This is a genomic window from Streptomyces sp. NPDC019937 (assembly GCF_040631655.1).
In the GTDB taxonomy this organism is placed as follows: domain Bacteria; phylum Actinomycetota; class Actinomycetes; order Streptomycetales; family Streptomycetaceae; genus Streptomyces.
Window position 1 is genome coordinate 321,806 of record NZ_JBEYAL010000001.1, and the last position, 17,610, is coordinate 339,415.

The 17,610-nt window shown below is 74.5% G+C and carries 4 protein-coding genes; all 4 read left to right on the forward strand.

Annotated features, from left to right (window positions below):
- The first annotated feature begins 90 nt into the window (after positions 1-90).
- Genes ABZ562_RS01265 through ABZ562_RS01280 form a run of 4 tightly spaced genes read left to right on the forward strand, consistent with a single transcriptional unit; the run spans position 91 to position 17,609 of the window.
- Positions 91-1,446, forward strand: coding sequence for a class II 3-deoxy-7-phosphoheptulonate synthase (locus ABZ562_RS01265; RefSeq protein ID WP_361472221.1), 1,356 nt, complete (start codon positions 91-93; stop codon positions 1,444-1,446).
- Positions 1,443-9,554 (forward strand): amino acid adenylation domain-containing protein, encoded by an 8,112-nt coding sequence (locus ABZ562_RS01270; RefSeq protein ID WP_361472223.1) that lies wholly within the window; start codon positions 1,443-1,445, stop codon positions 9,552-9,554. The genes ABZ562_RS01265 and ABZ562_RS01270 overlap by 4 nt, the downstream gene beginning before the upstream one ends.
- 14 nt (positions 9,555-9,568) lie before the next feature.
- Positions 9,569-16,600 carry an amino acid adenylation domain-containing protein gene (locus ABZ562_RS01275; protein ID WP_361472225.1) on the forward strand — a complete coding sequence of 2,344 codons (7,032 nt, stop codon included), beginning with the start codon at positions 9,569-9,571 and terminating at the stop codon, positions 16,598-16,600.
- A gap of 1 nt (position 16,601) precedes the next feature.
- Complete coding sequence (locus tag ABZ562_RS01280) at positions 16,602-17,609, forward strand: 3-oxoacyl-ACP synthase (protein WP_361472227.1); 1,008 nt, start codon at positions 16,602-16,604, stop codon at positions 17,607-17,609.
- Position 17,610: the final 1 nt, after the last annotated feature.

Below are 17,610 nucleotides of genomic sequence, written 5' to 3' on the forward strand. Positions count from 1 at the left end.
AGCTCGCTTTTTCCTCGCGAGAACCGCACGCCTTTGGCTGCCCAATACCGGACGCGGCCGTACCGTCTTTTGACTTTTCGGGGGGCTGTGATGAATTCATCTCCGCAGACCGCGCACCGTGCATCCTGGCGTTCGCTGCCGGCCGCCCAGCAGCCCGCGTGGCCCGACGGGGAACTGCTCCGCGAGGTCACCGACGGCCTGGCCGCCGCGCCCCCGCTGGTGTTCGCCGAGGAGTGCGACCGGCTGCGCGACCGGCTCGCCGCCGTCGCCCGCGGCAAGGCGTTCGTCCTCCAGGGCGGCGACTGCGCCGAGACCTTCGACGGGTCCTCCCGCGAGGTGATCGGCCGCAAGCTGAGAACACTGCTGCAGATGGCGGTCGTGCTCACCTACGGGGCCTCACTGCCCGTCGTCAAGATCGGCCGGATCGCGGGCCAGTTCGCCAAGCCGCGTTCGCGGCCCACCGAGACGCGCGACGGTCTCACCCTGCCCTCGTACCGCGGAGACGCGGTGAACGCACCGGAGTTCACCGCCGAGGCCCGCCGCCCCGACGCGCGGCGCCTGCGGCGGATGTACGACGTGTCCGCGGCCACGCTCAACCTCGTCCGGGCCTTCGCCACCGGTGGCTTCGCCGATCTGCACCAGGTGCAGGACTGGAACCGCGGGTTCGTCACCGACTCACCCGCCCGCAGGCGTTACGAGCGGCTCGCCGACGACATCGAGCGGGCCCTGGACTTCATGCACGCCTGCGGCGCCGACCCCAAGGAGGTGCAGACCGCCGAACTCTTCGCGAGTCACGAGGGGCTGCTGCTCGACTACGAGCAGGCGCTCACCCGCAGGGACGAGCGCTCCGGGCACGCTTACGCGGCCAGCGGACACCTGCTGTGGATCGGAGAGCGCACCCGGGACCTGGACGGCGCGCACATCGAGTACTTCTCCCGCGTCCGCAACCCGATCGCGGTGAAGCTCGGCCCCGGCACCGACCCGGACACCGTCCTCGGCTACATCGACCGGCTCGCCCCCGACCGCGAGCCCGGCAGGCTCACGTTCATCGTCCGGATGGGCGCGGAACAGGTCCGCGACCGGCTGCCGACCCTGGTGGAGAAGGTCGTCGCGGAGGGGGCCGAGGTCGCCTGGGTGTGCGATCCGATGCACGGGAACACCTATCAGACGGCCGGCGGCCACAAGACCCGCGACTTCGACGCCATCCTCGCCGAGGTGCGCGGCTTCTTCGAGGTCCACCAGGCGCTCGGCACCCACGCCGGGGGCATCCACGTCGAACTCACCGGCGACGACGTCACCGAATGCGTCGGCGGTGGCGCCCCGATCGGCGTCGACGACCTGCCGCTGCGCTACGAGTCCGCGTGCGATCCGCGGCTCAACCACGCCCAATCCCTGGACCTGGCGTTCCTGGTGGCGGAGATGATGCGGGAGCGGGAGTCCGCATGACCGTGCTCGACCTCTTCGCCGAGCACGTCGGCCGCACCCCCGACGCGACGGCCGTCCTCCACGACGGACACCGGCTGACGTTCGCCGAACTCGACCGGCGCACCGACCGGATCGCCCACCGGCTGATCCGGCACGGCGTGGGCCCGGAGGTGCTGGTCGGGCTGTGTGTGGACCGCGGGCCGGACATGGTCGCCGGTGTCCTCGGCATCCTCAAGGCCGGCGGGGCGTACGTACCGCTCGACCCCGCCTACCCCCGGCGGCGGCTGGCCTGGTCGGTCGCCGACTCCGGCACCCCGCTCGTCCTCACCCGGACCCGTCTCGCGCGTCTGCTGCCCGCCGACGGCCCCCGGACCGTGCTGCTCGACGAGGTCCACGACGACCGCGAAGGGACCGCAGGACCGCTCCCGCGGCCCGCACCGGAGTCCGCGGCCTATCTGATCCACACCTCCGGTTCGACGGGAGTCCCCAAGGGCGTCCTGGTCGAACACCGCAATCTGCTCAGCGTGTTCGCGGTCTGGGACGGCCTGTACAAGCTGCGCGAGGCCCCGCCGCGCTTCGTGTCCGTCACCAGCCTGTCGGTCGACCTGTTCCTCGCCGATCTGCTCCGCTCGGTCTTCGCGGGCGGTTCCGTCGTGATCGCGCCGCGGGACACCGTCACCGACCCCGCCCGGCTGCTCGACCTGCTGGAGAGCAGCGGGGGAGACGCCCTCGAGCTGGTGCCGAGCCTGGCCAAGGAGCTGGGGCGGGAGGCGGCGGCCCGTGGCCGGACCCTGCCTCCGCTGCGGCTGCTGTCCGTCGGCTCGGAGGGCTGGCTGACCGAGGACTGCCGGGAGCTGCTGTCCCTCGTCCACCCCGGCACCACCGTGGTCAACGCCTACGGCGCCACCGAGACCACCGTGGACTCCTGCCTGTTCTTCCCCGCCGCCGAGGGGCTCGGGGACGGCGCCCTCGTCCCCATCGGGCGCCCGGTCCCCGGCACCGCCGCCCACGTCCTGGACGACCGGCTGCGCCCGGTGCCCGAGGGCGGGACCGGGGAGCTGTGGATCGGCGGCCCCGGCGTCGTACGCGGCTACCACCGGCGCCCCGGGGCCACCGCCGACCGGTTCGTTCCCGACCCGTGGACGGCGGGCGGGCGCCTCTACCGGACCGGCGACCTGGTGCGGCGGCGCGCGGACGGGGTCCTGGAATTCCTCGGCCGCGGCGACGACCAGGTGCAGATCCACGGCTTCCGGGTCGAGACCGGGGAGATCGAGAACGCGCTGGTGGGCCACCCGGACGTGGCGGCCGCCGCCGTGGCCGCGCGGGGCGGCGGCGAGGACCGGGGCCCGCGCCGCCTGGTCGGCTACGTGGTGCCCGCGGGCCCAGGTGAGGCCGCCCCCGAGGCGCTGCGCGCCTTCCTCGCCGAGCGGCTGCCCGAGCACATGGTCCCCGCGGCGCTCGTCACCCTCGACCGGCTGCCCACGCTGCCCAACGGCAAGGTCGACCGCCGCTCCCTGCCCGACGTGCCGCCTTCCCCGGCGGCCGACGGCCCCCGGACACCGCCCCGCACCGCCACCGAACGGGCCCTGGCCGGCATCTGGGCCGAGGTGCTGGGCGCGGACCGGGTGGGCGTGGACGAGGACTTCTTCACCCTGGGCGGAGACTCGGTCCTCGCCATGCGGGCCGTCGCCCGGACCCGGTCCGCCCTCGGCGCCGAGCTGTCCGTCCGTATCCTCCTCGAACGCCGCACCATCGCCGCGCTGGCCGCACACCTCCGTACCCCGGCGCCCGGCGCCGCCCCGCCCGGTGCGCGGATCGCCGGAGCCGCCGGGCGCGACCGCGTCCTGCCCCTGTCCCCGGTGCAGCGCAGGCTGTGGTTCCTGCACGCCTACGCGCCAGGGCCCGACTACAACGTCGGCGGCGCCGTCCGCCTCACCGGCCCCCTGGACCCCGGGGCGCTGGACCGGGCGCTCACCCGGCTCGCCGCACGCCAGGAGTCGCTGCGCACGACCTTCGAGACCCGGGACGGCCGGGGAGCACAGATCGTGCACCCGCCGGGCCCGCTGACGGCGGAACACATCGACCTCACCCCGCTGCCGGAAGCCGACCGGGAACGGGCCCTCGACCGCCTGATGCGCGAGGACCTGCTGACCCCGTTCGACCTCGCCCGGGGACCGCTGCTGCGCCCCCGGCTGATCCGGCTGTCCCGGGAAGACCACGTCCTCACCCTGACCTCGCACCACCTCATCAGCGACGACTGGTCCTACGAGGTGCTGCTGGCCGAGCTGGGCGCGCACTACACGGCCGCCGTGACCGGCACCCCGGCGCGCCTTCCCGAACTGCCGGTGCGCTACGCCGACTACACCGTCTGGCACCGGCGGCGGCTCGCCGACGGCCTCGAGGCCCGGCAACTGGCGTACTGGCGTGACCGGCTCGCCGGAACGGAGCCCCTGGACCTGGCCACCGACCGGCCCCGGACCCCGGAGACCGGCACCGCCGGGGCGGCCGTCGGGGTCCGGATCCCGGGCCCGGTCGTGGACCGGTTGCGGCAGCTCGGCCACGACCACGGCACGACCCTGTTCAGCACCCTCCTCGCGGCGACCCAGATCTTCTTCGCCCGGCACACCGGACAGCGGGACATCGCGGTCGGGGTGGTGACCTCGGGGCGGGACCACGAGGCGCTCGACGACCTGGTCGGCTTCTTCGTCAACACGCTCGTCCTGCGCACGGAGGTGGACGGCGACCGGCCCTTCACCGACACGCTCGGCGACGTCCGCGACACCCTGCTCGACGCCGTCGCCCACGGCGAACTGCCCTTCGACCGGCTGGTCGAGGCGCTGGCCCCGGCCCGCGCCGCGGACCGCACCCCGCTGGTCCAGGCCCTCGTCGTCATGCGCAACGCCCCTTCCCGGGAGCGGGAGTTCAGCGGGCTCGCCGTCACCGAGGTCCCGGTTCCGGTGGTGTCCGCCGTCTTCGACCTCACCGTGGAATTCGAGGAGACCGGCGACGGGCTGCGCGCCGACTTCCTCTACAACAGCGCCCTGTTCGACCGGGTGACGGCCGAGCGGATGGCCGGGCGGCTGCGCACGCTCCTCACCCACATCGCGCACGACCCCGGCCCCGCCGCCCGGCTCTCCCTCCTCACCCGCGCCGAGGAACAGCAGGTGCTCACCGAGTGGAACGCCACCGGCGAGCCCGAGGACGGCCACTGCGTGCACGAGGTCTTCGCGGCCCGGGCCCGGCGCGACCCGGACCGGCCCGCCGTGGTCCGCGGCGACCACCGGATCGGCTACGGCGAACTGGACGCGCGGGCCAACCGGCTCGCCCACCACCTGGTCGCGCGCGGCGTCGGCCCGGAGACCCTGGTCGGGCTGTGCCCGGACCGCGGCCCCGACCTGATCGTCGCCGCGCTCGCCGTGCTCAAGGCGGGCGGCGCGTTCGTCCCCCTGGACCTGGGGCAGCCCAGGGACCGGCTGGCGCACATTGCCGCCGGAGCCGCGCCACGGGTGCTGATAGTCCACCACCACCAGCTCCCCTCGCTGCCCGACGTCCCCGCCGACGTCGTGTGCCTGGACCGGGAACCGGACCGCGCGGCCATCGCCCGCCGCCCCGCGACCCCGCCCCGGACACACGTCCGCCCCGAGAACCTCGCCTACGCGGTCTACACCTCGGGCTCCACGGGGCGCCCCAAGGGCGTCCTGATCCAGCACGGCGCGGTGTGCAACCTGGCGGCCGACAGCCGCCGCACCCTCGGGCTGCGGCCCGGCTCCCGGATGCTGCAGCATCTGTCGTTCAGCTTCGACGGCGGCATCTGGCAGGCCCTGATGCCCCTGCTGACCGGCGCTACCCTGTGCCTGAGCCGACCGGGCGAGGACGACGACCCGGTGCGGCTCGCCGAGCGGATCCGCCGGGACGCGGTCACCCACCTGATGCTCCCTCCGGCGCTGCTCGGCGTGCTCGACCCCACGGCACTGCCCGGGCTGGAACTGGTGTGCTCGGCGGCCGACGTGTGTTCCGTGGAAACGGCCCGCCGGTGGCTGACCGCGCACCCGTTCGCCAACCTCTACGGCCCGACCGAGACCACCATGTGCTCGACCGCCCACCTCATGGCACACGGCGACACCCTGCCGGAGGAGCGCCGCGTCCCCATCGGCGGACCGGTGACGGGCGTACGGCACTACGTCCTGGACGGCGCGCTGCGACCGGTGCCCATCGGGGTGGCGGGCGAGCTGTACATCGCGGGCGCCGGGCTCGCCCGGGGCTACCAGGCCCGGCCCGCGGACACCGCCGGGCGTTTCGTCCCCGACCCGTGGGGCGCGCCGGGCAGCCGGATGTACCGCACCGGAGATGTGGTGCGCCGGCGCGCGGAAGGCGTGCTCGACTTCCTCGGCCGCGCCGACGACCAGGTGAAGATCCGTGGCTACCGGGTGGAGACCGCCGAGGTGGAAGCGGCCCTGACCGCCCACCCGGACGTGTCCGAGGCGGTCGTGACCGCGCGCGGCGACGGGCCGCCCGACGGCCGGGCGGAGCGGCGGCTCGTCGCCTACGCCGTGCCCCGGCCGGGATGTCCGGCACCCACCACGACGGCGCTGCGCCGCCACCTCGCCACCCTGCTGCCCGGCTACATGATCCCGTCGGCGTTCGTGGCGCTCGACGCCCTGCCGCTGAACTCCAGCGGAAAGGTCGACCAGCGCGCCCTGCCCCGGCCGGAGGGACGGCCGGACAGCGAGGCCGCGTACGTCGCCCCGGCGAACCCCGCCGAACGGGCCCTCGCGGCCGTGTGGTCGGAGGTGCTCGACGTCGAACGGGTCGGGGTGGACGACGACTTCTTCGACCTCGGCGGGGACTCCATCACCAGTGTGCGGCTCGCCACCCGCGCCCGGGCGGCGGGCCTGGCCCTGACCCCCAAGGACGTCTTCACCCGGCTCACGATCCGCGCCCTCGCCGAGCAGGCGGGGGACACCATCGCGACCCCTGAGCGGGTGGGACCCACAGCGGCCCCCGGCTCCGGGCCGTACCCCCTCACCCCGCTCCAGACCGGCCTGCTCTACCACTCCCTCGCCACCGGCGGCCCGGACGTCTACGCCCGGAGCCTCAGCATGACCGTCGCGGGCGTCACCGAGCCCGGTGTCCTGGCCCGCGCCTGGCAGCATGTCGTCGACCGCACGCCCGCCCTGCGGAGCACCGTCGCCACCGGGCCCGGCGCCCCGCCCGTGCAGATCCCGCGAGCGGACTTCACCCTCCCGGTCGACCACCACGACTGGCGTCGGCTGCCCCCCGGACTCCGGCAGGAGTCCCTGGAGGGGCTCATGGAGCGGGACCGCGCGGTCCGGCTCGACCCGCGCCACGAGGTGCCGATGCGGCTGGCCGTCGTCCGCGTGGCGGACGACGAGGTCCTGCTGCTGTGGACCTGCCACCATCTGTTCCTCGACGGATGGAGCGTCACGGAAGTCCTCACGGACGTCTTCACCGCCTACGCCGCCCTGGCCGCCGGACGCCCGCCCGCCCTCGCCCCGCGCGGCGCCTTCAGCGACTATGTGCGCTGGCTCGCCGCACGCGACGAAACCGCGGCGCGGGCCTACTGGCGCGCGGCACTCGCCGGATTCCCGGCCGCCACGCCACTGCCGTACGCCGGTACCCCGCCCCCCGGCCACCAGGTGCGCCACCACGCCGCCCGGGCGACCGAACTGGGCGGGGCGGACTACGACCGGCTGCGCGGCTTCGCGCGCCGCCACCGGCTCACCGTCAACACCCTGGTCCAGGCCGCCTGGGCGCTGCTGCTGGCCCGGCACAGCGGTGGCTCGGACGTGGTCTTCGGCGCCACGGTCGCCCATCGGGGCGACGGACCGCCGGGCGTGGAGTCCATCATCGGCCTGCTGATCAACACGCTGCCGGTGCGGGTGCGGATCGACGAGGGCGCCCCGGTGGCCGACTGGCTGCGCGGTGTGCAGGCCCAGCAGGCCGAGGCCCGCCAGTACGACACCTGCCCGCTGTCCGAGCAGCGGGCCAACAGCGCGGTCCCCCAGGGAGCGGCCCTCTTCGACACCGCGGTGGCCTTCGACAACATCCCCCTCGATCCCGCCACCACCGCGGTGGGCGGGCTGCGCGTCACCACGCTGGACACCGGCAACGCCACCAACTACCCCCTGTCCCTCCTCGTCCACACCACCGGCGCCCTCGTCCTCGAAGTGAGCTATGACGCCGGGCTGTTCGACGAGGGGACCGCCAGGCGGATCCTCCACCAACTCCACCGACTGCTCGTGGAGTTGGCCGCCGACCCCGACCGTCCGGTGGCCGCGGTGGCCCTGCCCGTGGACACCGCGGCCCCTGCCGGGGAAGAACCCGCACCCGCACCGCGCTGCGCGCACGAACTGTTCGCGGACCAGGTGGCACGGACCCCCGCCGCACCGGCGCTGCGGGCGGACGGCCACCTCCTCACCTACGCCGAACTGGACGCCCGCGCCAACCGCCTGGCCCACCACCTCATCGAGCACGGCGTCGGCCCCGAGACACCCGTCGGCCTGTCACTGCCACGGGGCACCGACCAGATCGTCGCGCTGCTGGCGATCCTCAAGGCCGGTGGCGCCCATCTGCCCCTCGACCCCGCCTACCCCCCGGAACGGCTCGGCTGGATGCTGACGGACGCGGGCGCGGCGGTACTCGTCACCAACACCGCGACGCGCGCCCCCTGGTGCCCGGACACCATCCCGACCGTCCTCCTGGACCAGGCCGCCGACGGTCTCGCACATCACCCCGCGACCCCACCGCGCGTGCCCGTACGGCCCGGGAACGCCGCGTACGTCATCTACACCTCCGGGTCGACCGGCCGCCCCAAGGGCACCGTCGTCACCCACCGGGGCGTCACCGGCATGCTCGCCGGAATCCACCGCGCCGCCGCCACCGGACCGGGCCACCGGGTGCTGCAGTTCGCCTCGGCCAGCTTCGACGCGGCCTTCTGGGAAACCGCCATGGCGCTGTGCAACGGGGCCACCCTGGTGCTTGCCGCGCCGGAACGACTGCTGCCGGGCCCGGCGCTGACGCGGACCATCGCCGACCACGGGATCACCCATGTGACACTGCCGCCCGCCGTACTGGCCGTGCTGCCGGACGGCGGTCTGCCGAGCGGGCTGGTGCTGTTCACCGCCGGGGAGAAGTGCCCGGCGGACCTCGCCGCCCGCTGGGCGCCGGACCGGATGATGTTCAACGCGTACGGACCCACCGAGGCGACCGTCTGCTCCACGGTCAGCGAGCGTCTGGACGGCGCCGGGGAACCCCCGATCGGCGCACCGGTCCCCGGCACCGGCGCGCTGGTGCTCGACGCCGGGCTGCGGCCGGTCCCCGACGGGGTGACGGGCGAGCTGTATCTCGTCGGCCAGGGCCTGGCGCGGGGCTACCACGGCCGGGCGGCGCTGACCGCCGAGCGGTTCGTGGCCTGCCCCCACGGCCCCGCGGGCGAGCGCATGTACCGGACCGGGGACCTGGTCCGCAGAACACCCGGCGGGGGCTTGCGCTTCCTCGGCCGGGCCGACCACCAGGTCAAGGTCCGCGGTTTCCGGGCCGAACCCGGCGAGATCGAACGGGAGCTGACCCGGCACCCCGATGTGGCGCAGGCCGTGGTGGTGGCGGTGGGCCGGGAACAGCGGCGCCGGCTGACGGCCCACGTCGTGCCCGCCGAGGGCCGTACTCCCACCGCCACGGAGCTGCGCGACCACCTGGCGCGCCGGCTGCCCCCGCAACTGGTCCCCTCCGCCTTCGGCTTCCACACGTCACTGCCCCTGACGGTGAACGGCAAGACCGACCGCCGGGCGCTGGAAGCCGCGGAACCCGCGCCACCCGCGCAGAACACGGGGTCCGCGCCGCGCGACGACGCCGAGCGCACCGTGGCGGGGCTGTGGGCGCGGCTGCTGGACCGCGACGCGGAGGGGATCGGCGTACGGGAGAAGTTCTTCGAAGCCGGGGGCTCGTCCCTGACCCTGATGGAACTCGCCGGGGAGCTGACGGCCCTCGGCGGCGATCCGGTGCCGGTGGCCGCGCTGCTGGAGCACTCGACCGTCGAGTCGATGGCGCGGCTGCTGGAGGGACGGCCGGAAACCGCGGAAGCCGACGACCGAGGTGACTACGTACTGTGATGCGAGGAGACCACGTGGACCAGGAAGCGGTCGCGATCATCGGGGCGGCGTTCACCCTGCCCGGGGCCGGAGACTTCGACACCCTGCACGAGAACCTGCGCGAAGGCCGGGTCAGCGTGGGCGCGCCCACCGCCGACCGGGTCCGGTACGCGGGCGGCGACCCGGACACCGGCTACGCGCCCTCGGGCTATCTCGACCGCGTCGACCTCTTCGACCACCGCTTCTTCAGCCTCTCCCGCCGGGAGGCGGAGCTGATGGACCCCCATCAGCGGCTCACCCTCCACCTGGTGCACCAAGCCGTCGAGAACGCCTGCTACGCGCCCGGCTCCCTCAAGGGGACGGCGACGGCCGTGGTGTTCAGCACCCCGGACCCCGCGTACGCCACGCTGTTCCGTGACGACGACCCGCAGCAGATCCTCGGCACGCTCCCCTCCGCCATCGCGGCCCGTGTCGCCTATCTCCTCGACCTGTCGGGGCCCGTCCTCGCCGTGGACACCGCGTGCAGCGGAAGCCTGGCGGCGCTGGCGGTGGCCGTCGGTCAACTGCGCGCGAAAAACGCTGGGTTGGCCATCGCGGGCGGCGTCAGCGTCCAGTCGCTGCTGCAGCCTTCGGCCACCCATGAGCCGCTGCCCGGCGTCGAGTCGCCCGACGGGACGTGCCGTCCGTTCGACGCGGCGGCCAATGGCGGGGTCGGCGGCGAGGGCGGTGGCTTCGTCGTCCTCAAACGGCTGACCGACGCCCTCGCCGACGACGACCACATCCACGCCGTACTGCGCGGCATCGCGGTGAACCACAACGGCTACCGCGCCACCAGCATGAGCGCACCCAGCCAGGACGCCCAGGCCGAACTGATCACCGCCGCCTGGCAGGACGCGGGCCTGCCGCTGACCACCGCCGGCTACCTCGAAGGCCACGGCTCCGCCACCCCGCTCGGCGACCTGGCCGAGGTGAGCGGGGTGCGCCAGGCCCTCCTGGCGGCCGGGGTCCCGGAACGCCCCGACGCCCCCTTCCCGATCGGCAGCGTCAAGGGCAACGTGGGACACCTGGACCACGCCGCGGGCATGGCCGGTCTGTTCAAGGTGCTGGCCGGGCTGCGGCATACGACGCTGTACCCGACCGCCCGCTTCCGGGACGCGCACGCCCTGGTGGACTCCGGGGGACCGATCCGGGTCAGCGCGCGGACCCTGCCCTGGACACCGGCCGGGGACGGGCTCCCGCGCCGCGCCGGGCTGAGCTCCTTCGGCCTGACCGGAACCAATGTCCACGCCGTCATCGAGGAAACACCCGCCCGCCACCGCACGGACCCCGCGACCGGCCCGGCCACCACCGAGCTGGTCACCGTGTCGGCGGCGTCCCGCACGGCGCTCGCCCGCTACGTCCGCGGCCTCAGCGACTTCCTGGACGGCACGGACCACGACCTGGCCACCGTGGCCCACGCCCTCAACCGGGGGAGGGACGACCACCGCTGGCGCTGGGCCGGCGTCGCCGCCGACATCGGCCGACTGGCCACCGCCCTGCGGACCGCCACCCTCCCCGAGCGGGAGGCACCGGCGAACCCGCCGGTGGTGCTGCTGTTCTCCGGCGACGGCGACGGCGACGGCGACGGCGACAGCGACAGCGGCGTAGTCCCGGACCGGGCGTACTGGCGGACACTGCGCACGGAGTTCCCCGTACTCGCCGAGGCCGAGGACTCCTTCGGCGCGCGGACCCCCGACGGCCCCGGCGGCGGGGCGGTGACGCTGCTGACCCACCACTACGCGCTGTACCGCCTGGCGGAATCCCTGGGGCTGGACACGGGACGGCTGGTGGGCTCGGGCCCGGGGAACCTCGCGGTCCAGGTCGCCCGCGGACGGCTCCCGGCAGCCCGCGCCCTGGCGGCAGCGGCCGAGACCACCCTCACCGACGAGGTGGACGAGGCCGGACTCCGCAAGGCGGTCAAGGACTTCGTCCGGGACGGAGCCCTCCTCGTCGAACTCGGGCGCGACGGCACCCTCTCCCGGCGCATCGGGAAACTCGCGCCCGACCTCACCATCGTCCCGCTCATCGGCGACGCGGGCCGCGACGACGTCCTGGGCGCCCTCGCGCGCCTCTACGAAGCGGGCGCGGACCTTGACTGGAACCGCCACTACGACGGCAGACGCATCCTCCGCGCGGAGCTCCCCACCTACCCGTTCGAGCCCGTCTCCTGCTGGTACGGGAGCCAGGACGCGCCCCCGCCCCGGCACGCCGCCACCCCCGCGCCGGAGGCACCGGCCGCACCGGCCGCGCCCGAGGCGGACGAGGCGGACGAGGCGGACGGGGCGGAGATCCGGCAGGCCGTGATCGCCATCTGGAGCGACATCCTGGGCGCCCCCGGCATCGACGCCACGTCCGACTACTTCGAACTGGGCGGCACGTCCATCGCGGGCATCACCCTGCTGCGGGAGGTCGAGGCCCGATTCGGCGTCCGGCTCACCTTCGCCGACCTGTACGAGCACCGTACGGTCCAGGAGACGGCCGCCCTGATCGCCGGGCGCCGCCGGGGCGGTTCGCCCGGAGCCGACTGGACGATCGTCCCCGTACCTCCGGGAGACCGCGTCCCGCTCACCCACAACCAGGAACAGCTGTGGTACCTCGACAAGCTGTCACCGCCCGGCCCGCTGTACAACATCCCCGGTGACCTGCGCTACACCGGCCCGCTCGACCACGACGCCCTCCGGGCGGCGCTGGGCGATGTGGTGCGGCGGCACGACGTCCTGCGGACCCGGATCCCGCACGAGGACGGCCGCCCGTACGTGCGGTTCGACGCGTCCGGCCCCGGGCTGATCACCGAAGACCTCAGCCATCTGCCGGAGCGGGAGGCGGAGGCGCGGCGGATCGCCCACGCGGAGGCCCGGCACCCCTTCGACCTGGCCACCGGCCCGCTGATGCGCACCACGCTGCTGAAGCTGGCCGAGGACGACCACCTCCTGCTCTGCACCTGGCACCACATCGTCTTCGACGGCTGGTCGCCCGCGGTGTTCTTCCGCGACCTCGGCGAGTGCTACGCCGCCCGGCTGGCGCACCGGCCCGCACGGCTGCCCCAACTACCCGTCGGATACGGCGACTTCGCCCGCTGGCAGCGGTCCTGGCTCGACGGGGAGCGAATGGAGCGGGGCCTGCGCTACTGGCGCGGACAGCTGGCCGGGCTGGAGACCACCGAGCTTCCCCTGGACCGGCCGCGCCCGCCCGTCGAATCCCACGACGGCGACCTGCTGGAGTTCACGCTCGGCCCCGAACGCGCCCACGCGCTGCGCGAGTTCAGCAAGCACGAGGGGGTGACCACCTTCGTCACCCTGCTGGCCGTCGTCGACGCCCTGCTGCACCTGTGGGCGGGCCAGGAGGACGTGGTGGTCGGGGCCGCGGCCTCCGGCCGGTACCACCCCGACACCCACGGGCTGATCGGCTACTTCAACAACCTGCTGCCGTTCCGCACCAGGGTCGACGGCGGGATGACCTTCCGCGCGCTGGTGCGCCGCTGCGCCGAGACGGTGGCCGGCGCCCTGGACCACGAGGAGATCCCCTTCGGGAAGATCGTCTCCGCCCTCGGGCCCGAGCGCGACGCCTCCCGGCACCCCCTGTTCACGGTCGGCTACACCCACCAGAACACCGCGAGCCACCCCGAGGCTCCGGAAGGGCTCACCGTGGCCCCGGGCGGTGGTTCGTTCGGAGGCATCGCTCCCGGGACCGCCAAGCTCGACCTCACGCTCGGCGTGAACGACGAGATCGACGGCCCGATGATCGGCTATCTGGAATACGCCGTCGACCTGTTCGACCGGGCGACGATGGAACGGCTCGCCGGGCTCTTCCAGGACCTGGTGGGCGCCGCGATGGACGGCCCGGACCGCACGCTGACCGAGCTGCTGGACCCCCCGCGCCGCGGTCCCGGCACCGCCGTGCTCAGCGGGCCCGAACGGCCGCTCGGCGAGGTGCGCCCGGTGCACCGGGCCGTGGCGCACTGGGCGGCGACGGCCCCCGACCGGCCCGCCGTCGTCGACCCGGCCACCGGCCGGACCCACACCTACCGAGAGCTGAACGCGCTGGCCGACCGGCTCGCCCGGCGGCTCGCCGCCGCCGGTGTCACCCCGGGCGCCACCGTGCCGGTCGTCGCCGCGCGCGGGGTGGAACTGGTGACGGGCTGGCTCGGTGTGCTCAAGGCGGGCGGCGCCTTCGTACCGGTGGACCCGGCCCTCCCGGCCGAGCGCGTGGCCGATCTGCTGGCCGGGCTGGAGTGCCCCCTGATCGTGGCGGGCGAGGGCGGGCAGCCGCCGCTCGCGGACACGCCCCTCCTCCGCATCGACGTGCGGTCCCCGGACGGGCAAGCCGAGCACACCGATCACCCCGGCCACCCCGACACCGCACCCGGTGATCTGGCGTACATCGCCTACACCTCCGGTTCCACCGGGCGCCCGCACGGCTGCGAGATCACCCACAGCGGTCTGCTCAACGTGGTGACCTGGTGGGGCGCCGAAGCCGGACTGGGGCCCGAGGACCGGGTGGCGCAGGTCTTCGCGCCCGGATTCGACGGCGCCATCCTGGAGACGCTGTCGGCCCTGTCCCACGGAGCGGCCCTCCACATCCTGCACGACACCATGCGGACCCCGGTGGAACTGCTCCGCTGGATGGCACACCAGCGGATCACCGTCACCTTCCTGCCGACCCCGCTCGCCGAGGTGGTGCTGCGCGAGTATCCCGACGTCCCCGGGGTGCGGCTGCGGGTGGTGGGCGTGGGCGGCGACCGGCTGCGCGTACGCCCTCCGGCGGGGACGCCGTTCCGCACGCTGAACCTGTACGGGCCGACGGAGTGCGCGGTCGTCTCCACCTGGGCGGAGGTGGCACCCGGGCCGGACGCCGGCCTGCCCGCCATCGGGCGCCCCATCGACAACGCCACCGCCCGTGTCCTGCGCCCGGACGGACAGCCCTGCGCCGTGGGCGAGCAGGGCGAGTTGTACGTGGGCGGGGCGGCCGTGGGCCGCGGCTATCACCGGCTGCCGGACCACACCATGGCCCGCTTCCTGCCCGACCCCTTCGCCGCCGGTCCCGGGGACCGGATGTACCGGACGGGCGACCTCGCCCGCCTCGCGGCGGACGGCTCCCTCGCGTTCCTCGGCCGCGCCGACCAGCAGGTGGAGATCCGGGGTCACCGCGTCGAACCGGCCGAGATCGAACGTGTCCTGCTCGGACACCCCGCGGTGCGGGAGGCGGTGGTGCTTCCCGACGGCCGGGCGACCGACGCCACCCGGCTCGTCGCACACCTCGCGGGCGACCGGCTCCCGGCCCCCGGCGCCCTGACCGCCTGGGTGGCCGAACGGCTCCCCGGCTACATGGTCCCCGCCCGGATCGCCACGTACGCCCGCCTGCCACGCACAGCGAACGGCAAGACCGACCGCAAGAGGATGGTGGAGATGACGACATCGGTGAACGCGCCGGAACCGGCAACCGGGGCCGCCGCCCCGGCCGGGGACGGTGACGCCGAGCGGATACTCGGCCGGATCTGGGCCGACCTCCTCGGCCGGGACTCGGTGGGCCCGGACGACAACTTCTTCGAGATCGGCGGGGACTCCATCCTGAGCGTGGCCGTCGCCGCCCGGGCGGAGACCGCCGGACTGTCCCTCACCCCGCACGACGTCCTCCGCAGGCCCACCCTGCGGGCCCTCGCCGCCGGTACGGCCCCCGCCCCGGCGGGCGGCACCCGCACCGCACCCGAGCCGCCCGCCGACGCGGCCGTTCCGCTGACCCCGCTCATGCACGGCCTCCTGGAGCACGCCGACGACGGCGCCCGGGACTTCGTCGTGGCGGAGGTCCTGGAGACATCCGCCGGAATCCGGGCCGACCTGGTGCGCCGAGCGGTCGCGCGGCTGCTGGAACTGCACGAACCGCTCAGGTTCCGCCTCCGCCAGAACGCGATCAGCCGCTGGATCGAACGCGCCGACGCCGCACCACCCGACGTCATGGACGTCAAGGTGCTGCCCGCGATGGGCGAGGACGCCGAACTCGCCGTGCTGGAGGGCGACAAGGACGCCCTCATCAAGGACATCGACCCCGCCCGGGGAGCGATGCTGCGGGCCCGCTTCTACGACCGCGGCCCGGACCGCACCGGGCTGCTGCTCCTGGTCGTCCACCACTTCGCGTATGACCACATCTCGCTCGTACCGCTGCTGGAGGACATCAACTCCGCGCTGGGAACGCCCGGGGAGACCCCGCCGCCCGACAGCGGAGGGCGCGACGCGTGGAGCGCCTGGAGCCGCCATCTCACGGCCATGGCGACCGGTGACGAGCTGGCGGGAGAAGCCACCTACTGGACCGTCGTCATGGAGGCGGGCCGGGCCGCGGGCGGTCTGCCGGAGGACGCCGAGCAGGCGCCCCGGCCCGGCGCGGGCCAGGGCGTATGGCGCCGTGTCATCCCGGCCGACCGGGTCGCCGCGGCACTGCGCGAGGGCAACGGCGCGGGCCGTGAGGGGGCGATGGCCGCGGTGGCCTGCGCGTGGAGCCGCTGGCGGGGGCGCCCCGACGCCTATCTGATGGCGGTGGGGGAGGGGGCCCCGAACCCGTACCGGCCGACCGGCCGCTCACGTTCGATCGGCTGGTTCACCAACGCCTTCCCCGTGCTGCTCCCGGTCGCGGAGGGACAGCGCTCCGCCGAGGCCCTTCCGGCGGTCGCCGAGCGGCTGCGCGCCGTGCCCCACGACGGCGTCGGCTACGGCATCCTGCGCAAGCTCAGCCCCCGGAGCCCGGCCACGGACCGGATCTGCTCGCTGCCCGAGCCGCCGGTCCTCGTCGAGCACACCGCGACCGGTGGCGATGCGCTGAAGCTCGGCGCGGGACCGGCGTGGCTCCGCTCCCTGCCGCTCGTCGTGGAGCAGCGCTCGCTGCTGGCGCATGTGCCGGTCGCGGTGTCCAGCATGGTCCAGGACGGCGAACTGGTGATCTACCTGGTGCACGACGGGCGGCTGCGGGCCGACCGCATGGAGGAGTTCGCGGACCACCTCGCCGACGCGTTCACCGAACTCGCCGCCGGGGAGGACTGACATGGCGGCACCCCTCGCGATCCGGGCCGCCGCCTGGCACCTGCCGGAGCGCCGCGTGGAGACCGCGGACCTCCCCGAACGCGCCACCCTGAGCCACCAGGAGCGCGAAACCTACGACGCGCTCGGCATCGAGCGGCTGCGCCTGGACGACGAGCTGAGCGCCCACGACCTCGCCCTCCGGGCCACCCGGGAGGTCATGGCACGGGCCGGGCTCGGCCCTGCGGACGTCGACGCGCTGATCGTGGTCGAACCGCGCGCCCCGGAGGAGCTGGTGACGTCCGAGGCGACCCGGCTCCAGGAGGCCCTGGGTGTCAGCGGCGCGCTCGCCTTCTCGGTGGGCGGACTGGGCTGCGCCACCCTCACCCCGGCGCTGCTCGCGGCCCGCGGACTGCTCGCCGCCGACGAGGAGCTGACGCACCTCCTCGTCGCGCACGGCAGCAAACCGGCGACGCCCGGCCGCTACCGCCACCCCGTCACGCTCAACGGGGACGGCGGCCAGGCGCTCGTGCTGGGCCGCACCGGACCCGTCCGGGTCCTCGACGTGGTCCAGGAGACGAACGGCGCCTACTGGGACCTCTTCCGCGTCGCCTACCGGGACCGGCCGGCCGGCGACTGGCGCGAGGAGTGCCGGGACCTCACCGCGTACTCCTTCCGGCTGGCCGTGGAGTCGCGCAACCGCCTCAGGGACCTGCTGCGGCGCCTGCTGGACCGCAACGGGATGCGGCCGCGGGACGTCCGCGGATACATCGGGCAGAACCTCTCCGCGGGCGGGCACGCCTTCATGGCGGACGTGCTGGGGGCGGAGCTGATCCCGGCCTGTCACGAGAACCTTCGAAACTACGGGCATCTGGGCCCGGGCGACGTGCTTTTGAACCTCTATTCGGGCCTGGAAAGCAAGGAACTAGCCGAGGGCGAGCGAGCGGTGCTCATCAACATGAGCCCGGTGGCGGCGTGGAGCCTGCTGCTCGTGGAGATCGGTGATGACGGAGATCGGGTCCACTATCTCTGAA